We start from the raw sequence: 19,504 nt of genomic DNA, 5'->3' as shown, positions 1-19,504 counted from the left end.
TTTTTTTTTTGGGGTTTTGTTTTTTTTTTCCTCATACCCCTTGGGGGGGGGGGGGGGGGGGGGGGGGGGGGGGGGGGGGGGGGGGGGGGGGGGGGGGGGGGGGGGGGGGGGGTGGGGGGGGTGGGGGGGGGGGGGGTGTTTCTTACTCCCCTACTCCCCTACCCCCTTACTTCTGCCCTACCCCCTACCCTCTACTACCTACCCTCTAATCTAGGTTAGGGAAAAAGGCTAACGGTTGCTACTGCGATCGAGATAAGCTTAATATTCTGAAATATCTAGAGGATTTAACGTGTCCCTCGATTTGGTTCTGATATTAGGTGGTTTGGGATCTGGGCTATTGGCTGGAATCCTGGGGATTGGTGGTGGCTCGGTGTTGGTACCATTGATGGTATATCTAGGTTTTACTCCAATTAATGCGATCGGCACTAGTAGCTTGGCAATTTTGCTCACCTCATTGTCGGGGAGTATCCAAAATTGGCGGATGGGGTATATCGACTGGAGCAAAATTAGCTCGCTTGGTTTACCCGCATTACTCGCAGCTCAACTAGGAGCGGCTTTAGCCCAATATATTCCAGCTTCTTGGCTATTATTCGGTTTTGGTACGCTCATGCTGACAAATATCTATCTAGTCAGCTTGAAACAGCGACTGATTGATGTCAAATCGAGCCAACCAGCCACAACTAGGCAGAAACTATTATTAAGTACTGTCACAGGTAGTTTAGCGGGCTTAGTGGCTGGTTTAGTGGGAGTTGGGGGAGGCGCGATTATGGTACCTTTACAAATGCTGCTGCTAGGAGAGACAATTAAGATAGCAATTCAGACTAGTCTAGGTGTCGTCGTCCTGACTGCTATCTCTGCAACGATCGGACACAGCATCAACGGTCATGTTTTATTCAGTCAAGGTCTAATCTTAGGAATTGGTGGTTTACTGGGCGCACAATTTGGCACTCGTTACTTACCCAAATTGCCAGAGACTGTAGTTAGTAATTTATTTCGCTTCACCCTATTCTTAATTTCCGTATACAGTTTTGTCCAAGGTATAAAAATAATTGACAATTGATAGTCTCTTAAAACTGCCAATTATCAATTATCAATTATCAATTATCAATTATCCCCATGCCTAGTTCGATCGTTGAAATCCTATCTGCTGATGAAATCCGGCGAACGCTTGTCAGACTGGCTTCAGAGATTAACGAACGCTGTCGAGACTTGTCGCAGGTAGCATTAGTCGGAATTCAGACTAAAGGTGTGCCGCTGGCAAAAATGTTGGCTAAACAGATTGAAGTATTAGAAGGAATAAAAGTCCCTGTCGCGGCTCTAGATATTACCTTCTATCGCGACGATCTCGATCTCATTGCGGTACGAACTCCAGGTAAAACGGATATTCCGGTAGATTTGAATGGTAAAACGGTAATATTAGTAGATGATGTGATTTACGAAGGTCGAACTATCCGTGCAGCATTAAATGCAGTGAATGAGTATGGTAGACCCAAACATATTTTACTAGCAGTACTGATCGATCGAGGTCATCGACAAGTACCCATTCATCCCGATTTTGTTGGCAAAAAACTCCCGACTTCTCGTGATGAAAAGATTAAGGTTTATTTTCAAGAATCTGATGGAAGAGATGCGGTAGAATTAACTCGTGCCACAACTCGGTGATGATCTTTCGATCGATCTGAATATTTTGAATTGTCACCATCTGACTGATTTAAAATTGCCGAAATCACGATATATTAATTATCAATTACCTAGTTAGCATCGTAATTAAACCTTGCTGTCCGACTAAAACTTCCCGAATTAGACTCAAAATTCCCACCCAAACGATCGGAGTAATATCTACACCGCCAATTGGTGGAATTATTTTACGAGAAGGAGCTAAAAAAGGTTCTGTTGGTGCAACAACAATACTAAATGGAAATTTTTGACTCTCTACCTGTGGATACCAAGTCAGGACAATCCGAAAGATAAATAAGAATGTCATTATCACTAAAAATACACTGACACCGATATTAATTAACTGAATATTGTTATCGCTCATAGCATCTAATTATTTTTTGTCGATCGAGTAAAATGTAGTAGTAGTAGGGGCAATTCATGAATTGCCCCTACTACTACATTTTACCCTGTGAAATCGGGAGGATCTAACGTCTAGGCAAAGACTCGATGTTGGAGTGAAGGCATTTGAGCGCGGGCGCGGGCGAGACGGGTGGGACTGATTTCGGCGATCGCCACTCCAGGTAGATCGCCAGCATCTGCTAAAATCACTCCCCAAGGGCCGATAATCATCGCGTGTCCATGAGTTTGGCGCATCGCGTAGTGGGTGCCAGTTTGAGCGGGAGCGATCACATAGCAGGTATTTTCGATCGCCCGTGCTTGTAATAGTACTTGCCAGTGATCTTTGCCAGTATAAGCGGTAAATGCAGCAGGGACAAACAACACATCCGCACCTAGTTTGGAGAGGTGGCGATACAATTCTGGAAACCGAACATCATAGCAAACCGATAAACCAATCCCACCTAAGTCGGGAGAGTGATATACATCCGGTAGTTTCAGACCTGCCATGACTGTACTCGATTCCCGATAGGTATTGCCATCGGGGAGATCGACATCGAATAAATGTGCCTTCTCGTATCTATTCAGTTCCTCCCCGTTTGGCCCGACCAGAAGTGCCGTATTATAGACTTTACCCTCAGTGCCAACTGGAACGGGAAAGCCACCACCAACGAGAGTTACTTGAAATTTTTGGGCGGTTGTTTTGAGAAATTTTTCGGTTTGAGTGGCGATCGACTCAGCCTGTCTGATTTTATCCTCTTCAGTGCCTAGAAAGGCAAAGTTTTCTGGCAGACTGACCAACTCAGCACCCCGACGAACGGCTAATTCGATTAATTCTTCCGCCTGAGCTAGATTTTTCTCTAGATCCGGTAGACTGGTCATTTGAATCGCAGCAGCGAGATAGGATTTCATGAATGAGTGAGGAATGTAGTGAGGTTTGCGTGGTGTAGATATTGACTAGCCACTATTGACTAGCCACTTGGCTCTAGATGATTTTAGTAGCTCTGAGTCCAAAGAATAAGCTCATTGCAATTCCGAACATCACACCAATCAAAACTAAATAAGCGATCGCACCAGACATAAAGTTATCCTCCACTAGAACTATTTAAGTACTATTAAATCATTGACTGGAGCCTAGAGTACAGCAGTTAGTCGATCTGGGATAAATTTAGGGATTCGGGATTCGGGGTTCGGGGTTCGGGGTTCGGAGGACGCTTGCGTCCAAAACCTACTCATGTACCCACATATTGCACCAAAATATATTTACTAGCACAAATTGGGCAATACAAGCCTACGATCCTAGTCAATACGGTATTTTTCCGACACCCGAATCCCGAATCCCGAATCCCGACACCCCTTCATCAGTCTTTATCTTTATTTACTGGTGCAAGCTGTGAGTCTATCCATCCATACCCACACCCTCTCTAAACTTATGGAATCAATCCAAGTCGCTCTCGCTGAAAATAGTTATGAAATCTCGATCTCACCTGGAAACATAGAGGAGTTGGGGGCGAAGTGTCGTACTCTCCAACTGGGACAGAAGGTGATGGTAGTATCCAATCCTACCGTATTTGGATTTTATGGGGAACGGACGATCGCCGCTCTCAAACAAGCCAACTTTGAAGTCTCGTACTGCGAATTACCAGATGGCGAACAGTACAAAACACTGAGATCGATCGAACATATCCACGATCTCGCCCTGGAGAACGGGCTAGAACGCTCCTCAACCCTCGTTGCTTTGGGTGGTGGTGTGATTGGAGATATGACGGGTTTTGCGGCGGCTACGTGGCTGCGAGGGATTAATGTGGTTCAGGTACCGACTACTCTACTCGCAATGGTGGATTCATCAATCGGGGGTAAGACTGGTGTCAATCATCCCAAGGGGAAAAATCTGATCGGCGCATTTCATCAACCGCGCTTGGTGCTGACAGATCCTCAAGTTTTGGCGACACTCCCAGAGCGCGAATTTCGGGCGGGAATGGCGGAAGTAATTAAATATGCGATTATTGGCGATCCACAACTATTCGATCGACTTGAACAAGCCAATGGGCTGAACCAGAGCGATGTCGATGTCGAACTACTTTCTACTATTTTAACGCGATCTGCTAGGGCAAAGGCGGATGTGGTGAGTAAAGACGAGCATGAATTAACCGGATTGCGGGCGACGCTTAACTATGGGCACACGATCGGTCACGCGATCGAGAGTGTTACAAAATATCTGGTAGTCAATCATGGCGAGGCTGTCGGGATGGGGATGGTCGCAGCCGGACAACTAGCTGTTAAATTAGGATTGTGGCCGCGAGCGGAGGCGCAACGCCAAGATGCGGTCATTCACCGAGCGGGTTTATCGATCGAACTACCCCTAGGGATAGATCTAGCACAGATTATTGGGACACTAAAATCGGATAAAAAAGTCAAAGCAGGTAAAGGTGTCTTTATCCTCCCCACTCAAATCGGTGCTACGAAAACGATCGGTTATGAGAGTGCGAACCCTGATAAATGTCTAGTTTCAGATCCGCTAATTAACCAAGTTTTAACCGCTATGTTGCCGATTCCAAGTACTTAAATTTCAGGTATTCTGATTGGAAATGAGGTAGTTTCTAATAATTTTAGGTCCTCGTAGCGAATACCAACCACCATCTACCGATCCACCGATCTTGAACTACTTCACTCGATTCACCAATCTGTCCGCACAGATCCCCGCAAACCTGGGATCTATCTGGCGGTGGCTACCTGGGCCGATAGCGGCAGCAATAACGATCGGATTAGTACAACTGGGTGCAACTCAGCCAGTCGAAGATTTTGCCTACAATCGGTTGACAGAATTGCGTGGTGAAAGAGCCTGGGACGATCGAGTCGTTGTCGTCGAAATCGATGATGAAAGTATCGCTCAATTTAGGAATTTACAAAATAATCGATCGGATTATGCGAAGTTAGTTAAAATTTTGACTAAGTATAACGCTAGTACGATCGCCTTTGAGCAAATATTCAGCGATCCGACTCCTGCTGATGAGGAATTTATTCAGGCAATTAACCAACATAAAGCAGTTGTCCTCGCCCAAAGTTGGAATGCCAAAAATCAACCGATCCTACCCAATCGGAAATTAAAAGCAGCCGCTCAAGCAGTCGGACATATCGATAAAATCAAGAGTCATGATGGAGTAATTAGACAGATCGAGCGATACAAAAATCGCGTACATTCCCTAGCATGGATGGCTGTTGAAGGACATAATCTCAGCAACGCACCTGAAATCAAGCGGCCGCCAGATGATGGTAATTTATCGATTAATTGGCCTGGGAAAGTTGCTGAAGCCAACCACTATTCATTTAGCTCGATTCTCCAACCTAAGAACGATCTCGAAAAAGCATTTAATAACAAAATTGTTTTGGTTGGAGTGACGGGAAGTAATGCCAAGCAAATCGATACTCCATTCGATCGATCGGCAGGAGTTGCTAGTGTTTATTTACATGCGGCGATCGTCGATAATCTCCTCCAACGCGCTCAATTACAATCAATCTCTAACGACTGGCTATTTTTGGTATTGTTGGGCACCAGTCCGCTGTTAAGTTATCAACTCAGTCGGCTAACTCACGGTCAAAGATTGCTGGCTATATTAGGATTGAGCAGTGGCTGGATCTCGATCGCTACAGTGGCGTTAGCAAGTAATTATTTACTACCAGTTACGGCCCCAATTACCTTGGCATTACTCCTGACAATTGGGGTAGCTTACTGGGAGAGACAATATACAGATTTTTTGGTCAAACGTGAAATTGACAGGCTATGGCAAACCCATCAAATTAATTTAGTCGCTCATCCACCCCGCTTTCGTGACAAGCACCTTTTTTCGCCAATTCCAGTTGGTAAAGTGGCTAAATTAGCGACGCTAGCTGCTGAACTAGGACGGGCACAGTCGGCTCAGACCGCGATCGCCCATAGCTTATCGATGGGCTTATTAGCAACAGAAATAGATGGTACGGTCTGGTTTTGTAACTCAGTGGCTTCTCAACTATTAAGTATTAACATTGGCGACAAAATCGAACAATGTTTGATTCCTAATTGGCTGACCGTTGATGAATGGGAAGCTCGACTGTGCGATCTCCATACTTATCAAAGTTTACCTGCAAAAGAAGTAAAACGTAATGATAAATATTTTACCCTGAGATTGGAAGCACTATATAATTGGCAGGAAATTCAAAGAGATATTATTGATGGTAAGAAAATTGAAGAGATTGCCGTAGTTTCGGGGTTTTTACTCGTAATAGAAGATATTACTACGTCGAAACAACTTCAGTCATTATTGATGGAGCGAGAACGCCACAGTCGGCGCGAGTTAACTAAAGAAAATATTGCTTTAGAAAAAGCCCGTCAACTAGCTGAATCGGCGGGGAAAATGAAAAGCGCGTTCTTGGCAAATATGAGCCATGAAATTCGCACGCCGATGAATGGGGTAATTGGAATGACTGGATTGCTGTTAGAGACAAACCTCAATGAAGAACAGCGCAGCTTCGTCGAAACAATTAGAATTAGCTCCGACAACTTATTAAATATTATCAATGAAATTCTGGATTTCTCTAAAATTGAAGCTGGCGAAATGCGCCTAGAAGAAATTGACTTCAATTTGACCGATGCTGTCGAGCAAACGATCGAAGTATTAGCAAATAATGCCTATTCAAAAGGAATTGAATTGAGTTGTCGAATCGAACCCACAATTCCCAGTAATTTGCAAGGCGACCCGACGAGATTGAGACAAATATTAACTAACTTAATCGGTAATGCGATCAAATTTACCGATCGAGGTGGAGTATCGATCGATATTAGCGCGATCGCCACTACCGATCTACAGACAACTCTCTATTTCCAAGTTCAAGATACCGGAATTGGGATCGATCGCGACAGTCAAGACAAAATTTTCGACTCATTCTCTCAAGCTGATTCCTCCACTACGCGCCAATATGGGGGTACGGGTTTAGGGCTACCAATTTCTCAGCGGTTAATTGAAATGATGGGTGGTGAAATTGGTGTGATTAGTGCGCCAGAGGCGGGTTCGATCTTTTGGTTCACCCTCACTTGCAATCGTGCTAACCTCACCCCAGAAATTAGCGATGAACTGTTACACAGTCGCCAACTCGCCCAAATGATCCAGGGACAACGGATTCTGATTGCTGGAAATTGGGATCATAGTCGGCACTCAATTGCTTCTGCTGCTGAATATTATGGTGCCCTCGTCACTACCACGACAACTAGTGTCTCGGCGATGAATCTCTTGCTAGCAGCAGCCGCCGTAGGTAAACCGTTTCAAACCCTAATTACCGATCTTTCGTTCCCTGATAGCCCGAAGATTGCCCTCCCAGAGCAGATCGATTGTTATCCCGAACTCAGAAATCTGCGGAAAATTGCTACGATCGCTTTCAATGAAAACCATCGTGCTCAAACGCTGCAACAACAATCATCGATTGATGGGTATGTCTTTAAACCAGCCAAGCCGCTCAATCTCCTGCGTAAATGTATCGAACCCGTAGCAGCGACTATCCCAGCTCTGCCAACTCCCAAGCCCCCTGCAAATCCCAAACCATTCTCCGCAGTTAGTTCTAGCCTGCGCATATTGGTAGCAGAGGATAATAAAGTCAATCAAAAAGTTGCCCTCAATCAACTCAAAAAATTGGGTTATATCGCCGATATCGCTTGTGATGGCGAAGAAGTGCTCGTCAAAATTGCAAGCCAACACTATGATGCAATTTTAATGGATTGTCATATGCCTCGGCTCGATGGCTATGCAACTACTAAAGAGATTCGGCTGCGCGAGCGCGAACAGAATATCCCTCCGACAGTTATTATCGCGCTCACAGCTAGTGCGATGAAAGAAGATCGGGAATTGGCGAAGCTAGCGGGAATGGATGACTTTTTATCCAAGCCCGTTCGTAAAGATGAATTATCTGCGAAAATCTCTCAGTGGACGCAGAAACTATCATCATCTAGTAGTGATGCGATCGATAACTCTGACGAGGAAATTCACTTCTCGACGGAAGATTCTTCACTTTTGATTCATTAGCAGTCATCCAATTACTTCTACCGCAATAATCGCAAACCACTCAATGTGACTAATACTGTCGATCCTTCATGTCCGAATACACCTAATGGCATATTAATTCCGCCCATAAAATTGCTAATTAATAGCACGACAATAAAAGATAGGGCAAAGGTAATGTTTTGTTTGATAATTCGTTGAGTGCGCCTACCTAATTTAATCGCTTGCTCTAATTTATCGAGCGAATCAGTCATCAAGACAATATCGGCAGTTTCTAGTGCAACATCGCTTCCCGCTACACCCATCGCAATCCCAATATTCGCCGCTGCTAGAGCTGGAGCATCATTAATCCCATCGCCTACCATCGCCACATTTTGGTATTTTGCTTGCAATTGTTTAATCAGATTTACTTTATCTTCAGGTAATAATTCCGCATGTACTTGGGTAATTCCTAACTGTTTGGCGATCGAATTTGCACTCTGGGATCGATCGCCTGTGAGCATAACTTGCTCGATTCCCATCTGTTTCAGTCTTCGCACTAATTCTACTGCTTCTGGGCGCACAGTATCCGCTAGGGCGATCGCCCCACACAATTGCTCATTACTTACTACCCAAACGATCGTCTTACCTGTGGCGGCTAAATTGTCAATTAAGGCTTGGTGAGTGGCAATTTTGACTCTGACTGGATCTGACATTAATTGCGTCTTCCCGACGGAAATCTTTAGCTCTGAGAGCATTCCCGTAATTCCCAAACCTGGGATGGCGGTAATTTCTGTGGCAGTGTTAACTGCTAAATTTTGCTCTTGTACCGCTCTGACAATCGCTCGACCGATCGGGTGTTCTGAACTACTCTCGATCGCCGCTGCAAGTTGTAAAATAGTTTGGGGATTAGTTTGCTCGATGGGGATAATCTCGACTACTGCCAATTTACCTGTAGTCAGCGTTCCAGTTTTATCAAAAGCGACTGCTTTAACTTGGCCGATCGCTTCTAGCGTACCACCACCTTTAAACAAAATCCCCTGTCTGGCTCCATTGGCAATTCCCGATAATAAAGTTGGCATAATCGCCGCCATCAACGCACAGGGAGACGCTACCACCAGAAAAATCAACGCGCGATAAATCGTCGTTTCCCAATCCCAACCCCATAAGAATGGGGGCAGAGTAGCAAATAATATCCCTAAAATGACAATTAGCTTGGCATAACCCCGCTCGAATCTTTCGATAAATGCTTGGGAAGCAGGGGTTTCGGTTTGCGCCTGTTGCACCAGCATAATAATCCTCTGAATCAGACTGCTCGCAGGCGGTTGATGCACTTTCAGAGTTAGCGCACCATTGCCATTAATCGTACCGCCAAACACCTCGTCGCCGATCGACTTCTCCACGGGGAGCGACTCCCCTGTAATCGCCGCTTGATTGATGGTACTCGCTCCTGACATGACGATCGCATCTGTCGGAATCAATTCCCCAGGTTTAACCAATAATATATCCCCAACTTGCAATCGATCGATCGATATTTCCCGTTCCATTCCCGACACGATCGATCGCGCCAAATCCGGTGTCAGACTCATCAAACTCCGAATACTCCGCTCCGTGCGCGCCATTGCATAACCTTCAAGCGCACCACTAATCGCAAAAATCAGAATCAACACCGCACCGTCGATAATCAACTCATGTTCCTGCTTCCACCACCCCAATCCCGCCGCACCCAGAGCCGCCACAATCATCAACAGATCGACATCCAGCTCCCGCTCCTCCCACAGCGTCGTCAAACCCTCTACAGCACTCCCATAACCGCCGATAATATACGCCAACGGCAATAGACACAACCCAAATAGCTGCCAACCCCCTCTGGTGGCATCTCCTGCTGCAAATTGCAATGCCAACCAGCCCACTAACAAAAGTACCGCACATGCTGCGGCTGCAACAGTTTCACGATGATTTTTGACTAGATACGAGAGAGAAAACCAAGATGTTCGCATCATTACCTTGCAAAGTTAACTATGGCTAGTCTATGCGATAATCCGTGCTGTTATAAACTTGAGTCCGAACCCATGCGGTAGTAACGCCTAAATCTTGTCAGGACGGAAGTAGCAGCAACACTGGATGCTTGCAACAGGCGTGGTATCCGGATTTTCAAAGTATTTCCCCAAACAGCTCGGAAACGCCGCTCATTTCAAAATAAATCTGGCGATCGACCGAAAATCTGTGCTATACTAGAAATCGATCTGGCCCCACGCGGTCGTAACGCCCAAACCTTGTCAGAACCGGAAGGTAGCAGCAATAGGGATGCTTATAACAGGCGTGGTATCCGGGTCATAAAAGTATTTGCCCCCGCATCTATTGCCGTACTGCGCTACATATCGGCAAACCGTACCAATTCACCCCTGCTATTCAACTTATTTGAGCGGTTATCTTAGAGAGTAGATAGCTTAAACATCCTCATCATCTTACGAAGTTAATTATGGCTGGTCTAGGCGATATCGTTCAAAAAGCATTTTATCTCGGTGTTGGGCTAGCTACTGCTGCGGGAGAACAAGCTGGTGAGAAGTTTTCATCGATCGGCAGTCAAGCCCAAAAGCTAGCAGATGAAATGGTTGCTAAAGGTGAAATCACCACCGAAGAAGCCCGCAAGTTAGTAGACGATATGGTAAAGTCTGCCCAACAGCAGAATTTGAATCAAGCTAAAACTAACAATACCGAACGCGCTCAGAAAACTAACGAGCCACGGCGGATTGAAATCGTCGCCGATGGCGAAGCCCAATCGCCTGAAAACATTAGCGACATGCGAAAGCAAGTAGAAGCCCTGCAAGAAGAACTCAAGCGGATGAAAGACTCCTAGACTTTTCTTCAACCATTACTAATGTTTTGGGCGATCCTCTTCTAAGCATCAAGCCTAGTAGCAGGGCTGGCAGTCTTCAAAACTCAGAGATTCACTATCCAAGAGTCCGGCAAGGTATCCGCACTATTCTAACTCGGTCGAGATTTTCATCAAAGAAGCTGAAAATGTCTCAGAAGGTGTCTGAAAAGATTTTTTGTTATGTCGTAGATCTGAATCCCCCAACCCCCTTGGAAAGGGGGCTTTTTAGAGTGAATCGGCAATTTGTTTGCAGATGCGATCGAAATCATCCATCACGTCCTGATTGCTAAATCTGATAACTTTAATCCCATAACCTTCTAAAATCGCGCTCCTCTGTGTATCATAAGTCATTCCTTCCTCTGTATAATGCTGTTGCCCATCAAGCTCGATTGCTAATTTTACAGAGGCACAATAAAAGTCCACAATAAACCTGTCAATCGGTTTTTGGCGCAGTATTTTCACTGGTAAATCGTGTAGATACTCTTCCCACAGTTTTCTCTCAGCGGGAGTAGGATTTTTCCGCATTTGTCGGGCGAGTTCGATGAGATTGTGGTCATACGGCAAGTGAAAAGTTGGCATCTATTACTTTTTATTTGAGAAGCGAAATTGGTAGAATCTCCCTTGAAAAGGGAGACTTTTAAAGCCCCCTTTTTAAGGGGGTTGGGGGATTTAGATCTTCAAACGCAGTCATTAAACTACGTATACATTCTCTAAGCAGTTTGTTGTAGCTCGGCATATTGCCAATACATAATACCCGCATCTTCTCGATCGATCACAACTCCAAACCATTGTAATCGATCGAGATTTTCCCCAATTGCTTCTAGTTTCTTCTGGGTATTTTTGCCTGTGAATTGGTTGGCTATCTGCGCTACTGTCCATTCGCCGCTACTGATGCGTAAGAGGTCGCGGATGGCTGCGAGTTGGGCTTTTGGTAGGGTGAGCCATTTTTGCTGTTCGACAGGGATTACGACGGTTTCTGGTTCGACATCGATATCTGGTAGGGCGATTTGGGTGGATTGAAGTTGTTCGGGGGGAGTAACAGTAAAATCGTTCGTAATCACTCTCTGGACAACACTTATGGTAACTACGAACGATGTTAGTGTCCTGAGAGTGAGAAAACAGGGAGACAACGCACTCCAAAACGATGTAATTTCGCGACGGTGAAGCTATTCTCTATAAAGTTCTTAGAGTGGTGATAAATCTAACAGGACACCCCCCCAGACCTGTTAGTGGCAAAGGGTTTTGAGATTTAAGGGTGTAGTAAGGTCATTGTCTGATGGGCAAGAGTTAAAAGCCGCTTGCTTTAAGTTTCTTTCTCATCCGCAAAGCTGCTGTACTGCCAACCAGTGTGCCGATAATGGTAAAAGGTTCAGGGACTTGTTGTATCGATGCACAGGCGGTAGAGACGTTGTTGGTATCCAGCGTCACTGCGCCATTTTGTGCCAAGGCTCTACCGCATTCAATATTTGCGCTGGTATTCAGGGTGATGTTCGTGTTAGCGAGGATATTTCCCTTGAATTGAGTGCCAGTACCAAGAGTCGCAGAACTGCCGACTTGAAAAAACACATTTGGATAGTCACTGCCATTGTTCGTGACAACAGACGAGTTACTTGCGGTCGTCAGGGTACTCCCTATCTGGAAAACGAAGAGCGCGTTGGGGTCGCCTAAGCTATTGAGCGTCAGCGTTCCCGTCAATTGAGCCGACGACGAAAAAAAATAAACTCCAGGTGTGAGCGTCTGTCCACCGAGATTCTGACCAGTTAAGTTCTGAGTAAGAACCAAACCTGCAAGATAATTGTACATAGCTTGGTTATCTGCCTGAGCCTGAAGGGCGACCGCATCAGCAGCGTGGATTGTTCCGGGTGGAGTCACGATCCCTGGAGGAAAGCCAGTGACCGCCGAACCTGAGCTGACACCTAGATCTCCCGTGATGATGGATGAACCTATATTTGTCACCGTTGAGTCGGCCAAGACCGCGAAATTGCTAGCAGTTCCCAAAGAAATAGAAGCGGCTTGAACCGAATTTGCCCCGATAAAACCAAATCCTAAAATTGATCCAATAAGCGCGATCTGAGACTTTGTGACAGAAGACGCTACAAAATCTCGCACCATATTTTTTGAGAGAGTATCGTTCATGTATTCTCTGTTCATAAAAAATTATAGGATTTGACCTCTTTATCAATGTGCCCAAATTGCTACCATAGATCGTATCCCTGACATCTAATACGCAAAAATCGTTGTGCAACCTTATCGAGTATGATTGTCACTGTCAGAATTAGACTGCAATCTAACTCGATTGAACGTATAACTGCCCTTTGGGGGTGGTGCTGCCACATCTAAAGCTACGCACAGATCGCCGAAAAACGTCTGGTAGTTCGCCCGCTCGTTTCCTTCAGAACCCAACCATTTATCGAGAAAGTTCTCAACTCGTTTACTCTCTGCTGCATTCATGCAAGTTTGAACCTAATCTAAACTGGTGGTGAACTTCGATTTGTTTCTCCAGAATACCCAATCCAAAGCCAATACTACTACGGCTTACTCTGCGTACAGCAATTCCAAATTCAAACCTATTCCCATATGTCGTAGATGGCGGGTGTCTTGTCGTTTTTTTATGCGGGGGTTCCCCCCGCATAAAAACGCCGCTTTATGCTAGAAATCCTCGCACCGCACCATTAATTGCGAAACGAACCCGCCCAACCCCACCAGCAACAATCAATTATTGGTGGAAAATCGGTAAAATATCTTGAATTTGGAATTGCTGCTCTGCATAGGCATAGCTTGAGCTTTTGCTAAAACTGTGAGTTACGGCTAACGCCTAACACACCTACGATATGACTCAGATTATCACCGTGCAAAATATACCACCCACGATCTCTAAGCATCGGATCACTTCTGCTACGCCAATGGCGATGCTCAGTGCAGGTAAAGACACCTAGCTAACTTGCACCATAATAGTGTATGATGTATGGTGGCTCGTCTGGAGAGGTGTCCGAGTGGTTGATGGTGGCTGACTCGAAATCAGTTTTAGGGTTACACCTAACGGAGGTTCGAATCCTCTCCTCTCCGTATATTATTCTGTCTTGCTGCGTAGGCTATTACCCAACCCCAACCCTCCCCTTATAAAGGGGAGGGCGCAAAAGCCCTAATTTATGTTACGGGGTTGGTGAAAGGTGCGCGCAACATTTTACAGTGGTGCTAGAAATCAGGAGTATCTCCCCGCTAGCAGATGATTATTACCATTACTGCACTCAAGGGTGGTGTCGGCAAGACAACCACATCAATTCACCTTGCTGCATACCTTCAGGAAAACGCACCGACATTACTGATTGATGCTGATCGAAATCGTTCGGCATTAGTGTGGTCGCGAGAAGATAAATTACCGTTTACAGTTGCTTCTCAAGCTGGTGCGACAGCGATTATTAGTAAATATACTCACATTATCACTGACACCCAAGCTCGCCCCGAACAAGATGAGCTGCAAGATTTGGTTGCTAGTAGCGATCTCCTGATTATCCCCACCACTCCCAACCATCTCGATCTCGACACCACGATCAAATCCACCGAGTTGCTAGAAAAATGGGGCGCAAAATATAAAGTCTTACTCACACAAGTAGACTCCCGTACCAAAACCGGACGCGCGGCGAGAGGCATCCTCGAAGAGGCTAAATTGCCGCTATTCAAGACCGATATTCCCCTCCTAGTCGCCTTCGAGCGATCTTCTAGTCGCGGAGTCATTATCCGAGATTGTAGCGACCCCCGTGCTCAATTTGGTTGGTCTAAGTATCAAGCTGTGGGCAAGGAAGTTTTAGGATTGTAGTGATACGGTATAAATATTCAGACGATCCAAATCACATGAAACCTAGATGGTGGGCATCGCCCACCCTACATCTAAAACCTAAAGCCTAAAGCCTAAAGCCTAAATCGCTTGAATCCATTCTTTAACTTGATATTCTGTCCAAATCCCATTTACCCAATAGGGATCGGATTCGATGAGATTGCGGACTTGCTGTTCGTCGCTAGCTTCATAAATGCCGAAAACTTTGGTGAGATCCTGAGTAGGACCGATCGTCACGAGGATACCATCGGTTTTTTGCTGGGCTAATCCAGCTAAATGTGCCTCTCGATAGGGTGCGCGTTTGATGACAACATCTTCACAATAATTACCCCACAGCACATATTTAGTCATGACTACTATTTTTATCGATCGAGAATAATTATAGCCGCTGGTAGGGGCAATTCCTAAATTGCCCCTACCAGCGGCTAGGCGTTGTTAGTTTTTAGAGCACATTGACAGCAGTCTCAGCAGCTACGGGGATGTTGACGACTTCTTCTTGGCGTTCGGCTAAAAATTCGGCTAATTGAGCTTCAATTTCATCGCGGACGATTTCCCGATATTCGAGGAAGTGCTCGTTGTGAGCACAGACGCTAATATAGTGGACGAATACCGCTGGGTTATGAACGAGGATACTAACTAAATGATGCCAGAACATCCAGCGGGTTTCGCGTTTTATTCCTTGTCGCCACATCACTGTTAAAAGCGCGCGGAGTTCGACGAGTGGGGGAAATTTAAACTCAGTTTTGCCAAATGGCGCACCCATTTTCATAAAACAACGGTAGTTACGATCGAGGAATGCTTTCGGATCGTAAATGCGCCAAAAAGCATCGACATATTCCCGCGCAATATCTTCGAGGGGGCGAGTGGGATGGAAATTCATCAGGGTAGTCTGGTTGATATTCCCATCGCCTTTACGCATTCTGCCTTCTTTTTCCAATCGATGCCAGAGGGCGGTATTGGGCAGGGCTTGCAACATAGCAAATGTTGTGGTCGGAATTGCCGCATCTTCGACGAATCGGACGATCCGATCTCCAGCACCCTGTTGTTCGCCATCAAAACCAATGATAAACCCAGCCATCGGGCGCAATCCAGCGCGGACGATCTTATCGATCGCATCACTGAGAGAACCGCGCGTATTTTGGAATTTCTTGGTCATTGCCAGACTAGCTTCATCTGGGGTTTCAATCCCGATAAATACAGCCGAGAAGTTGCTCTCGACCATTAATTGTAGCAATTCTTCATCTTGGGCGAGATCGACAGAAGCCTCAGTATCCATCACGAACGGATACCCGTGGTCTTTTTGCCATACTTTCAATTCTTTGAGCAGTAACTTCACATTGCGTTTATTGCCGATGAAGTTGTCATCCACCATAAATACGCCGCGTCGCCAACCTAACTCATACAGCCTGTCGAGTTCGGCTAAGATTTGGGCTGGTTCCTTGGTGCGGGGTTTGCGTCCATACAGGACGATGATATCGCAGAACTCACACTGGAACGGACAGCCCCGTGAAAACTGGACAGACATCGAATCGTAAGCGGGGAAGTCTAGTAAGTCGTATCGGGGAATCGGGGTACCTGTCACGTCAGGTTTTTCGCCCTCAGCCGCGCGGAAAGTACCGCTGGTTTCGCCTCTAGCGATCGCCGAAACAAACATCGGAAGGGTAATTTCGCCCTCATCTAAGATCAGAAAATCTGCCCCTGCTGCGAGTGGTTCGTGGGGAACCGAAGTGGGAAATGGGCCGCCAACTGCGACTAATTTACCATGTTGTTTCGCCAGTTGAATCTGAGCCGCGAGATCTTGTTTCTGGACGATCATCGCCGACATAATCGCGATATCCGCCCATGCCCATTCTTCCTCGGTTACAGCGCGGACATTGCGATCGACCAGTTTGAATTCCCACTCTTGAGGCAAGATTGCTGCGACTGTAATCAAGCCTAGTGGCGGTAGGACGACCTTGCGATCGACTAATTCGAGAATCTTTTCAAAAGACCAGAAAGTCTTGGGAAACTGGGGGTAAACGAGCAATGCACGCATAAGTTTTCGGGATGGGGGATAAAAGTTAGTAACTGTCGCTTTACTGTGTTGATCAGGGTTTAATCGACTTTCGATTCTCTATAGCGAGAGGCTTTGCCAACGGCGACAACGGGATGAATTAAAAAGTTTTATTTATCGATCGGAATTGTCTCTATAGATAACACGAAATTAGTCAATTGTGTGATTTCTCGGACAAATACTGTGAGTCTAAACTCAACGTGAGTTTAGACACAAAACGTCACGATCGGAATTCCACCATAGAAAAGGAGGATGGGATTCGGGTCGATCGCTCGATTGTAAAAATGGAGACGATTTCTTATCTCCGTAACACTTAAATCAGCAATTTAACGGAGCACAAAATACATCTAAATTGTTAATATTCGGAAGAGACCCAACTACCTTGTAAATTATGTGACATTTTTACATAGTAAAGACAAGTAATACTAGCTGGGTATCTACTAACTAAAATCTACCATTGAATAGATCGAACCCGATATGACTTTTAGGCCAAAATCATTGTAATCCAATGTTAGAAACGATCGAACTGCCGACTCTATCGCAATATCTTACTCTTACAACAGAGATCGATTGGGAACGAACAAATATTCCCACCTGTAAAATCCCCCATTGGACTCCAGGGATGCAAGCTAATGCGAGTTTCTTTAGCGATCCTGAATATGGCCGAAAATATTTTGAATTAGAAAATAGCAGTCAAGCATTTGGCAACCGCTGGAGAGCGGCAATTGGGAGTTGGGATCGTAAAGTTGTAGTTGATATTGGATGTGGCCCTGGCAACGTTTATGCCGCAGTGGGTGGTTCACCTCAAATTTTTGGTATCGATATCAGTCATGGCGCATTGGAACATGCCATGCAAGTTGGCTATACGCCGCTGCTAGCAGATGCTCATAATCTACCTTTTATCGATGGTTTCGCCGATATTGTGACGCTTAATGCCGTGCTGCATCATTGCGATGATATGGCGAGAGTTTTAACCGAAGCAGCTCGCTTAGTTCGTCCTGGTGGCGTTTTAATTACCGATGAAGATCCGTTGTCTAACAACGAGACTTATCAGGGTTTGGCATTATTAGTCATCGAAGCACGAGCTAGATTTCCAATGTATTGGCTCCCAGGCAGATCGAAAGTCTATAAATCTCCAGAGGAGCAAGCTTGGCGACTGGCGACAGAGATTCATAACTCTAAACCAGGCGACGGAGTGACACCAGAACTTTATATAAATACGCTCGAACCCCTAGGTTTTGAGATCGAACTTTATCCCCATTATCATAATGTTGGGGATGAGTTATTTCGCGGCGAACAAGGTAAATTGGGTTTCAAAGATACCCTGATTCAAATATTAGCTGGAGCTAATGCACCCAAGCCACCACAATCGATCGCCTGTATTGCTAAGAGGGTACGGGGGTAACGGAGTAAGAAACGCCCCAACACCCTAATTCCCAACCCTTCCCAGCTCTACACCTTGATAGTAGTGAGCTAAGATGCTGGGATATTTCATCCCCTTTTGGGCGAGGTTATAGGCTCCCCACTGACTCAATCCGAGTGCGTGTCCGTACCCGCGTCCATTGAAGATAAATCCCTCTGGCGTAGGTGTAATCGTAAACCGGATACTGCGGAGCTTGAGCATAGTACGGACTTGAGCACCAGTGAAAGTGTTTTCGGTATCACCAAGAACTTTGAGACTCACGACACTGCCAAATTGGGTGAAGCGATCGGGGGCGATCGCTTTGATATTATCAACCTTGAGACTCTGACTCAGTTCGCTATTACTAAAAGTTTTACTCCACTCATAACCAGGCGTACCGAGATCGTAATCTGGTACTCCGCGTAAATACGGAACTCGACTAGACCAAATATCTTCAACGTTCTCTGTATGCCCTCCAGAAGCGGAATGAAAGGCTGCTAAAATTGGTTTTCCTCCATACATCACGATCTGACCTACAGTAGCCTTAACGGCAGCTTGAGTGGTGTTTGCCTCGCTAGATAAACCTCTGTACACCTGACTGGCTTGGGTGCTATCGACATCGAATGGTTTTTGGCGGGTAGATTGACTGCGATAGAGTGCATAGGTACGAGCGGCGACGGCTTGAGCCTTGAGAGCTTCCGCCGGAAAAGTCGGACTCATCTCTGCGCCTAAGACGCTGTAGAGATACTGTTCGAGATCGACATGATTGATAGCTAGCAGTTGTTTCCCCGTCGAAATCACCTGCACCGATCCACGATACCAGCGACCCCCATTCTGGGAGGCTTCGCCAACGCCAATCCAGACATAGCCACCCTGTTGCGGCTTTACCCACAGTTGAGCCACATTCGTATCGCCGAACTGGATTTCATCGTTACTTACTTGTGCAACTAAACCTTTCTGCGGTTGGAGTTCGCCGATCTTTCGTCCCTTATCATCGCTAACGATGGCGATCGTCGAACTGCCGATATTGACTTGGGAGATTTTTTGGGAAACAGCAACGCGCAATTGAGACGCTTGAGCTGGTGCAATGGCGATCGACCACAATAGTAAGGAAAACCATCCAGTTTGCTTGCCCAATTGAAGAATGCGAATCAACATGTAAAATTTATCAAGAAAAGAGCAGTAGGCACAATCGATTAATTGTCCCTAATACTTTCGATTGAAGCACAATTTGGATAGTAGTCATTGGTAAATTGAGTCAACCCGCGATCGATCG

Annotated in this window: 18 protein-coding genes, 1 tRNA gene and 1 other RNA gene; 9 read left to right on the top strand and 11 right to left on the bottom strand. The window is 45.8% G+C overall.

Annotated features, from left to right (window positions below):
* Nucleotides 1-289 precede the first annotated feature (289 nt).
* Nucleotides 290-1,060 (top strand): sulfite exporter TauE/SafE family protein, encoded by a 771-nt coding sequence (locus tag RMO55_RS05990; protein ID WP_310424828.1) that lies wholly within the window; start codon nt 290-292, stop codon nt 1,058-1,060.
* A 56-nt stretch (nt 1,061-1,116) separates the two neighbouring features.
* Nucleotides 1,117-1,662: a bifunctional pyr operon transcriptional regulator/uracil phosphoribosyltransferase PyrR gene (gene pyrR, locus RMO55_RS05985; protein ID WP_310424826.1), complete on the top strand. Its 546-nt coding sequence runs from the start codon at nt 1,117-1,119 to the stop codon at nt 1,660-1,662.
* 85 nt (nt 1,663-1,747) lie between these two features.
* Here the strand turns inward: pyrR and RMO55_RS05980 are convergent, their stop codons facing one another.
* From RMO55_RS05980 to RMO55_RS05970, 3 genes are all read right to left on the bottom strand, one after another.
* A complete protein-coding gene (locus RMO55_RS05980; RefSeq protein ID WP_310424823.1) occupies nt 1,748-2,041 on the bottom strand; it encodes a YggT family protein in 294 nt (97 codons plus the stop codon).
* A gap of 110 nt (nt 2,042-2,151) precedes the next feature.
* Nucleotides 2,152-2,967, bottom strand: a complete 816-nt coding sequence (locus tag RMO55_RS05975; RefSeq protein WP_310424821.1) for a carbon-nitrogen hydrolase family protein — start codon at nt 2,965-2,967, stop codon at nt 2,152-2,154.
* Nucleotides 2,968-3,040: 73 nt separating this feature from the next.
* Nucleotides 3,041-3,136: a cytochrome b6-f complex subunit PetL gene (locus RMO55_RS05970; protein WP_310424819.1), complete on the bottom strand. Its 96-nt coding sequence runs from the start codon at nt 3,134-3,136 to the stop codon at nt 3,041-3,043.
* A gap of 351 nt (nt 3,137-3,487) precedes the next feature.
* Here RMO55_RS05970 and aroB point away from each other — a divergent pair, with 351 nt between their 5' ends.
* Both aroB and RMO55_RS05960 read left to right on the top strand, forming a co-directional pair.
* Nucleotides 3,488-4,621 carry a 3-dehydroquinate synthase gene (aroB, locus tag RMO55_RS05965; protein WP_310424817.1) on the top strand — a complete coding sequence of 378 codons (1,134 nt, stop codon included), beginning with the start codon at nt 3,488-3,490 and terminating at the stop codon, nt 4,619-4,621.
* 91 nt (nt 4,622-4,712) lie between these two features.
* Nucleotides 4,713-8,105 carry a CHASE2 domain-containing protein gene (locus tag RMO55_RS05960; protein WP_310424815.1) on the top strand — a complete coding sequence of 1,131 codons (3,393 nt, stop codon included), beginning with the start codon at nt 4,713-4,715 and terminating at the stop codon, nt 8,103-8,105.
* Nucleotides 8,106-8,122: 17 nt separating this feature from the next.
* Here the strand turns inward: RMO55_RS05960 and RMO55_RS05955 are convergent, their stop codons facing one another.
* Complete coding sequence (locus tag RMO55_RS05955; protein WP_310424812.1) at nt 8,123-10,063, bottom strand: heavy metal translocating P-type ATPase; 1,941 nt, start codon at nt 10,061-10,063, stop codon at nt 8,123-8,125.
* A 240-nt stretch (nt 10,064-10,303) separates the two neighbouring features.
* Between RMO55_RS05955 and ffs the strand changes: the two genes are divergently transcribed.
* Nucleotides 10,304-10,399, top strand: an RNA gene (ffs, locus tag RMO55_RS05950) — signal recognition particle sRNA small type.
* Between the two features lie 143 nt (nt 10,400-10,542).
* Nucleotides 10,543-10,920 carry a hypothetical protein gene (locus RMO55_RS05945; RefSeq protein WP_310424810.1) on the top strand — a complete coding sequence of 126 codons (378 nt, stop codon included), beginning with the start codon at nt 10,543-10,545 and terminating at the stop codon, nt 10,918-10,920.
* Nucleotides 10,921-11,163: 243 nt separating this feature from the next.
* Here the strand turns inward: RMO55_RS05945 and RMO55_RS05940 are convergent, their stop codons facing one another.
* The 4 genes from RMO55_RS05940 to RMO55_RS05925 all read right to left on the bottom strand — a co-directional run bounded on the left by RMO55_RS05940 (nt 11,164) and on the right by RMO55_RS05925 (nt 13,389).
* Nucleotides 11,164-11,517: an endonuclease domain-containing protein gene (locus RMO55_RS05940; protein WP_310424808.1), complete on the bottom strand. Its 354-nt coding sequence runs from the start codon at nt 11,515-11,517 to the stop codon at nt 11,164-11,166.
* Between the two features lie 131 nt (nt 11,518-11,648).
* Nucleotides 11,649-11,999, bottom strand: a complete 351-nt coding sequence (locus tag RMO55_RS05935; RefSeq protein ID WP_310424806.1) for a hypothetical protein — start codon at nt 11,997-11,999, stop codon at nt 11,649-11,651.
* A 226-nt stretch (nt 12,000-12,225) separates the two neighbouring features.
* The gene (locus RMO55_RS05930; RefSeq protein ID WP_310424804.1) at nt 12,226-13,074 is read right to left on the bottom strand and encodes an ice-binding family protein; all 849 of its coding nucleotides are present in this window, start codon (nt 13,072-13,074) and stop codon (nt 12,226-12,228) included.
* A gap of 111 nt (nt 13,075-13,185) precedes the next feature.
* Nucleotides 13,186-13,389, bottom strand: coding sequence for a hypothetical protein (locus RMO55_RS05925; protein ID WP_310424802.1), 204 nt, complete (start codon nt 13,387-13,389; stop codon nt 13,186-13,188).
* Nucleotides 13,390-13,917: 528 nt separating this feature from the next.
* On the opposite strand from RMO55_RS05925, the gene RMO55_RS05920 reads away from it, so the two are divergent.
* A tRNA-Ser gene (locus tag RMO55_RS05920) sits at nt 13,918-14,004 on the top strand.
* A gap of 160 nt (nt 14,005-14,164) precedes the next feature.
* The gene (locus RMO55_RS05915) at nt 14,165-14,755 is read left to right on the top strand and encodes a ParA family protein (protein WP_310424800.1); all 591 of its coding nucleotides are present in this window, start codon (nt 14,165-14,167) and stop codon (nt 14,753-14,755) included.
* 99 nt (nt 14,756-14,854) lie between these two features.
* Here RMO55_RS05915 and RMO55_RS05910 read toward each other — a convergent pair whose 3' ends face one another.
* Nucleotides 14,855-15,124 carry a YciI family protein gene (locus tag RMO55_RS05910; protein WP_310424798.1) on the bottom strand — a complete coding sequence of 90 codons (270 nt, stop codon included), beginning with the start codon at nt 15,122-15,124 and terminating at the stop codon, nt 14,855-14,857.
* 91 nt (nt 15,125-15,215) lie between these two features.
* Complete coding sequence (locus RMO55_RS05905; protein ID WP_310424796.1) at nt 15,216-16,808, bottom strand: DUF4070 domain-containing protein; 1,593 nt, start codon at nt 16,806-16,808, stop codon at nt 15,216-15,218.
* A gap of 526 nt (nt 16,809-17,334) precedes the next feature.
* On the opposite strand from RMO55_RS05905, the gene RMO55_RS05900 reads away from it, so the two are divergent.
* Nucleotides 17,335-18,231, top strand: coding sequence for a class I SAM-dependent methyltransferase (locus RMO55_RS05900; RefSeq protein ID WP_310424794.1), 897 nt, complete (start codon nt 17,335-17,337; stop codon nt 18,229-18,231).
* 24 nt (nt 18,232-18,255) lie between these two features.
* On the opposite strand, the gene RMO55_RS05895 is transcribed toward RMO55_RS05900, so the two are convergent.
* Complete coding sequence (locus RMO55_RS05895; RefSeq protein WP_310424792.1) at nt 18,256-19,386, bottom strand: SpoIID/LytB domain-containing protein; 1,131 nt, start codon at nt 19,384-19,386, stop codon at nt 18,256-18,258.
* Nucleotides 19,387-19,504 lie beyond the last annotated feature (118 nt).

Origin of the sequence: Chamaesiphon sp. VAR_48_metabat_135_sub (assembly GCF_031418915.1) — a bacterium.
Taxonomy (GTDB): Bacteria; Cyanobacteriota; Cyanobacteriia; order Cyanobacteriales; family Chamaesiphonaceae; genus Chamaesiphon.
The sequence above is the reverse complement of the archived record's forward strand: the minus strand, read 5'-3'. Positions and strand labels throughout refer to the sequence as shown.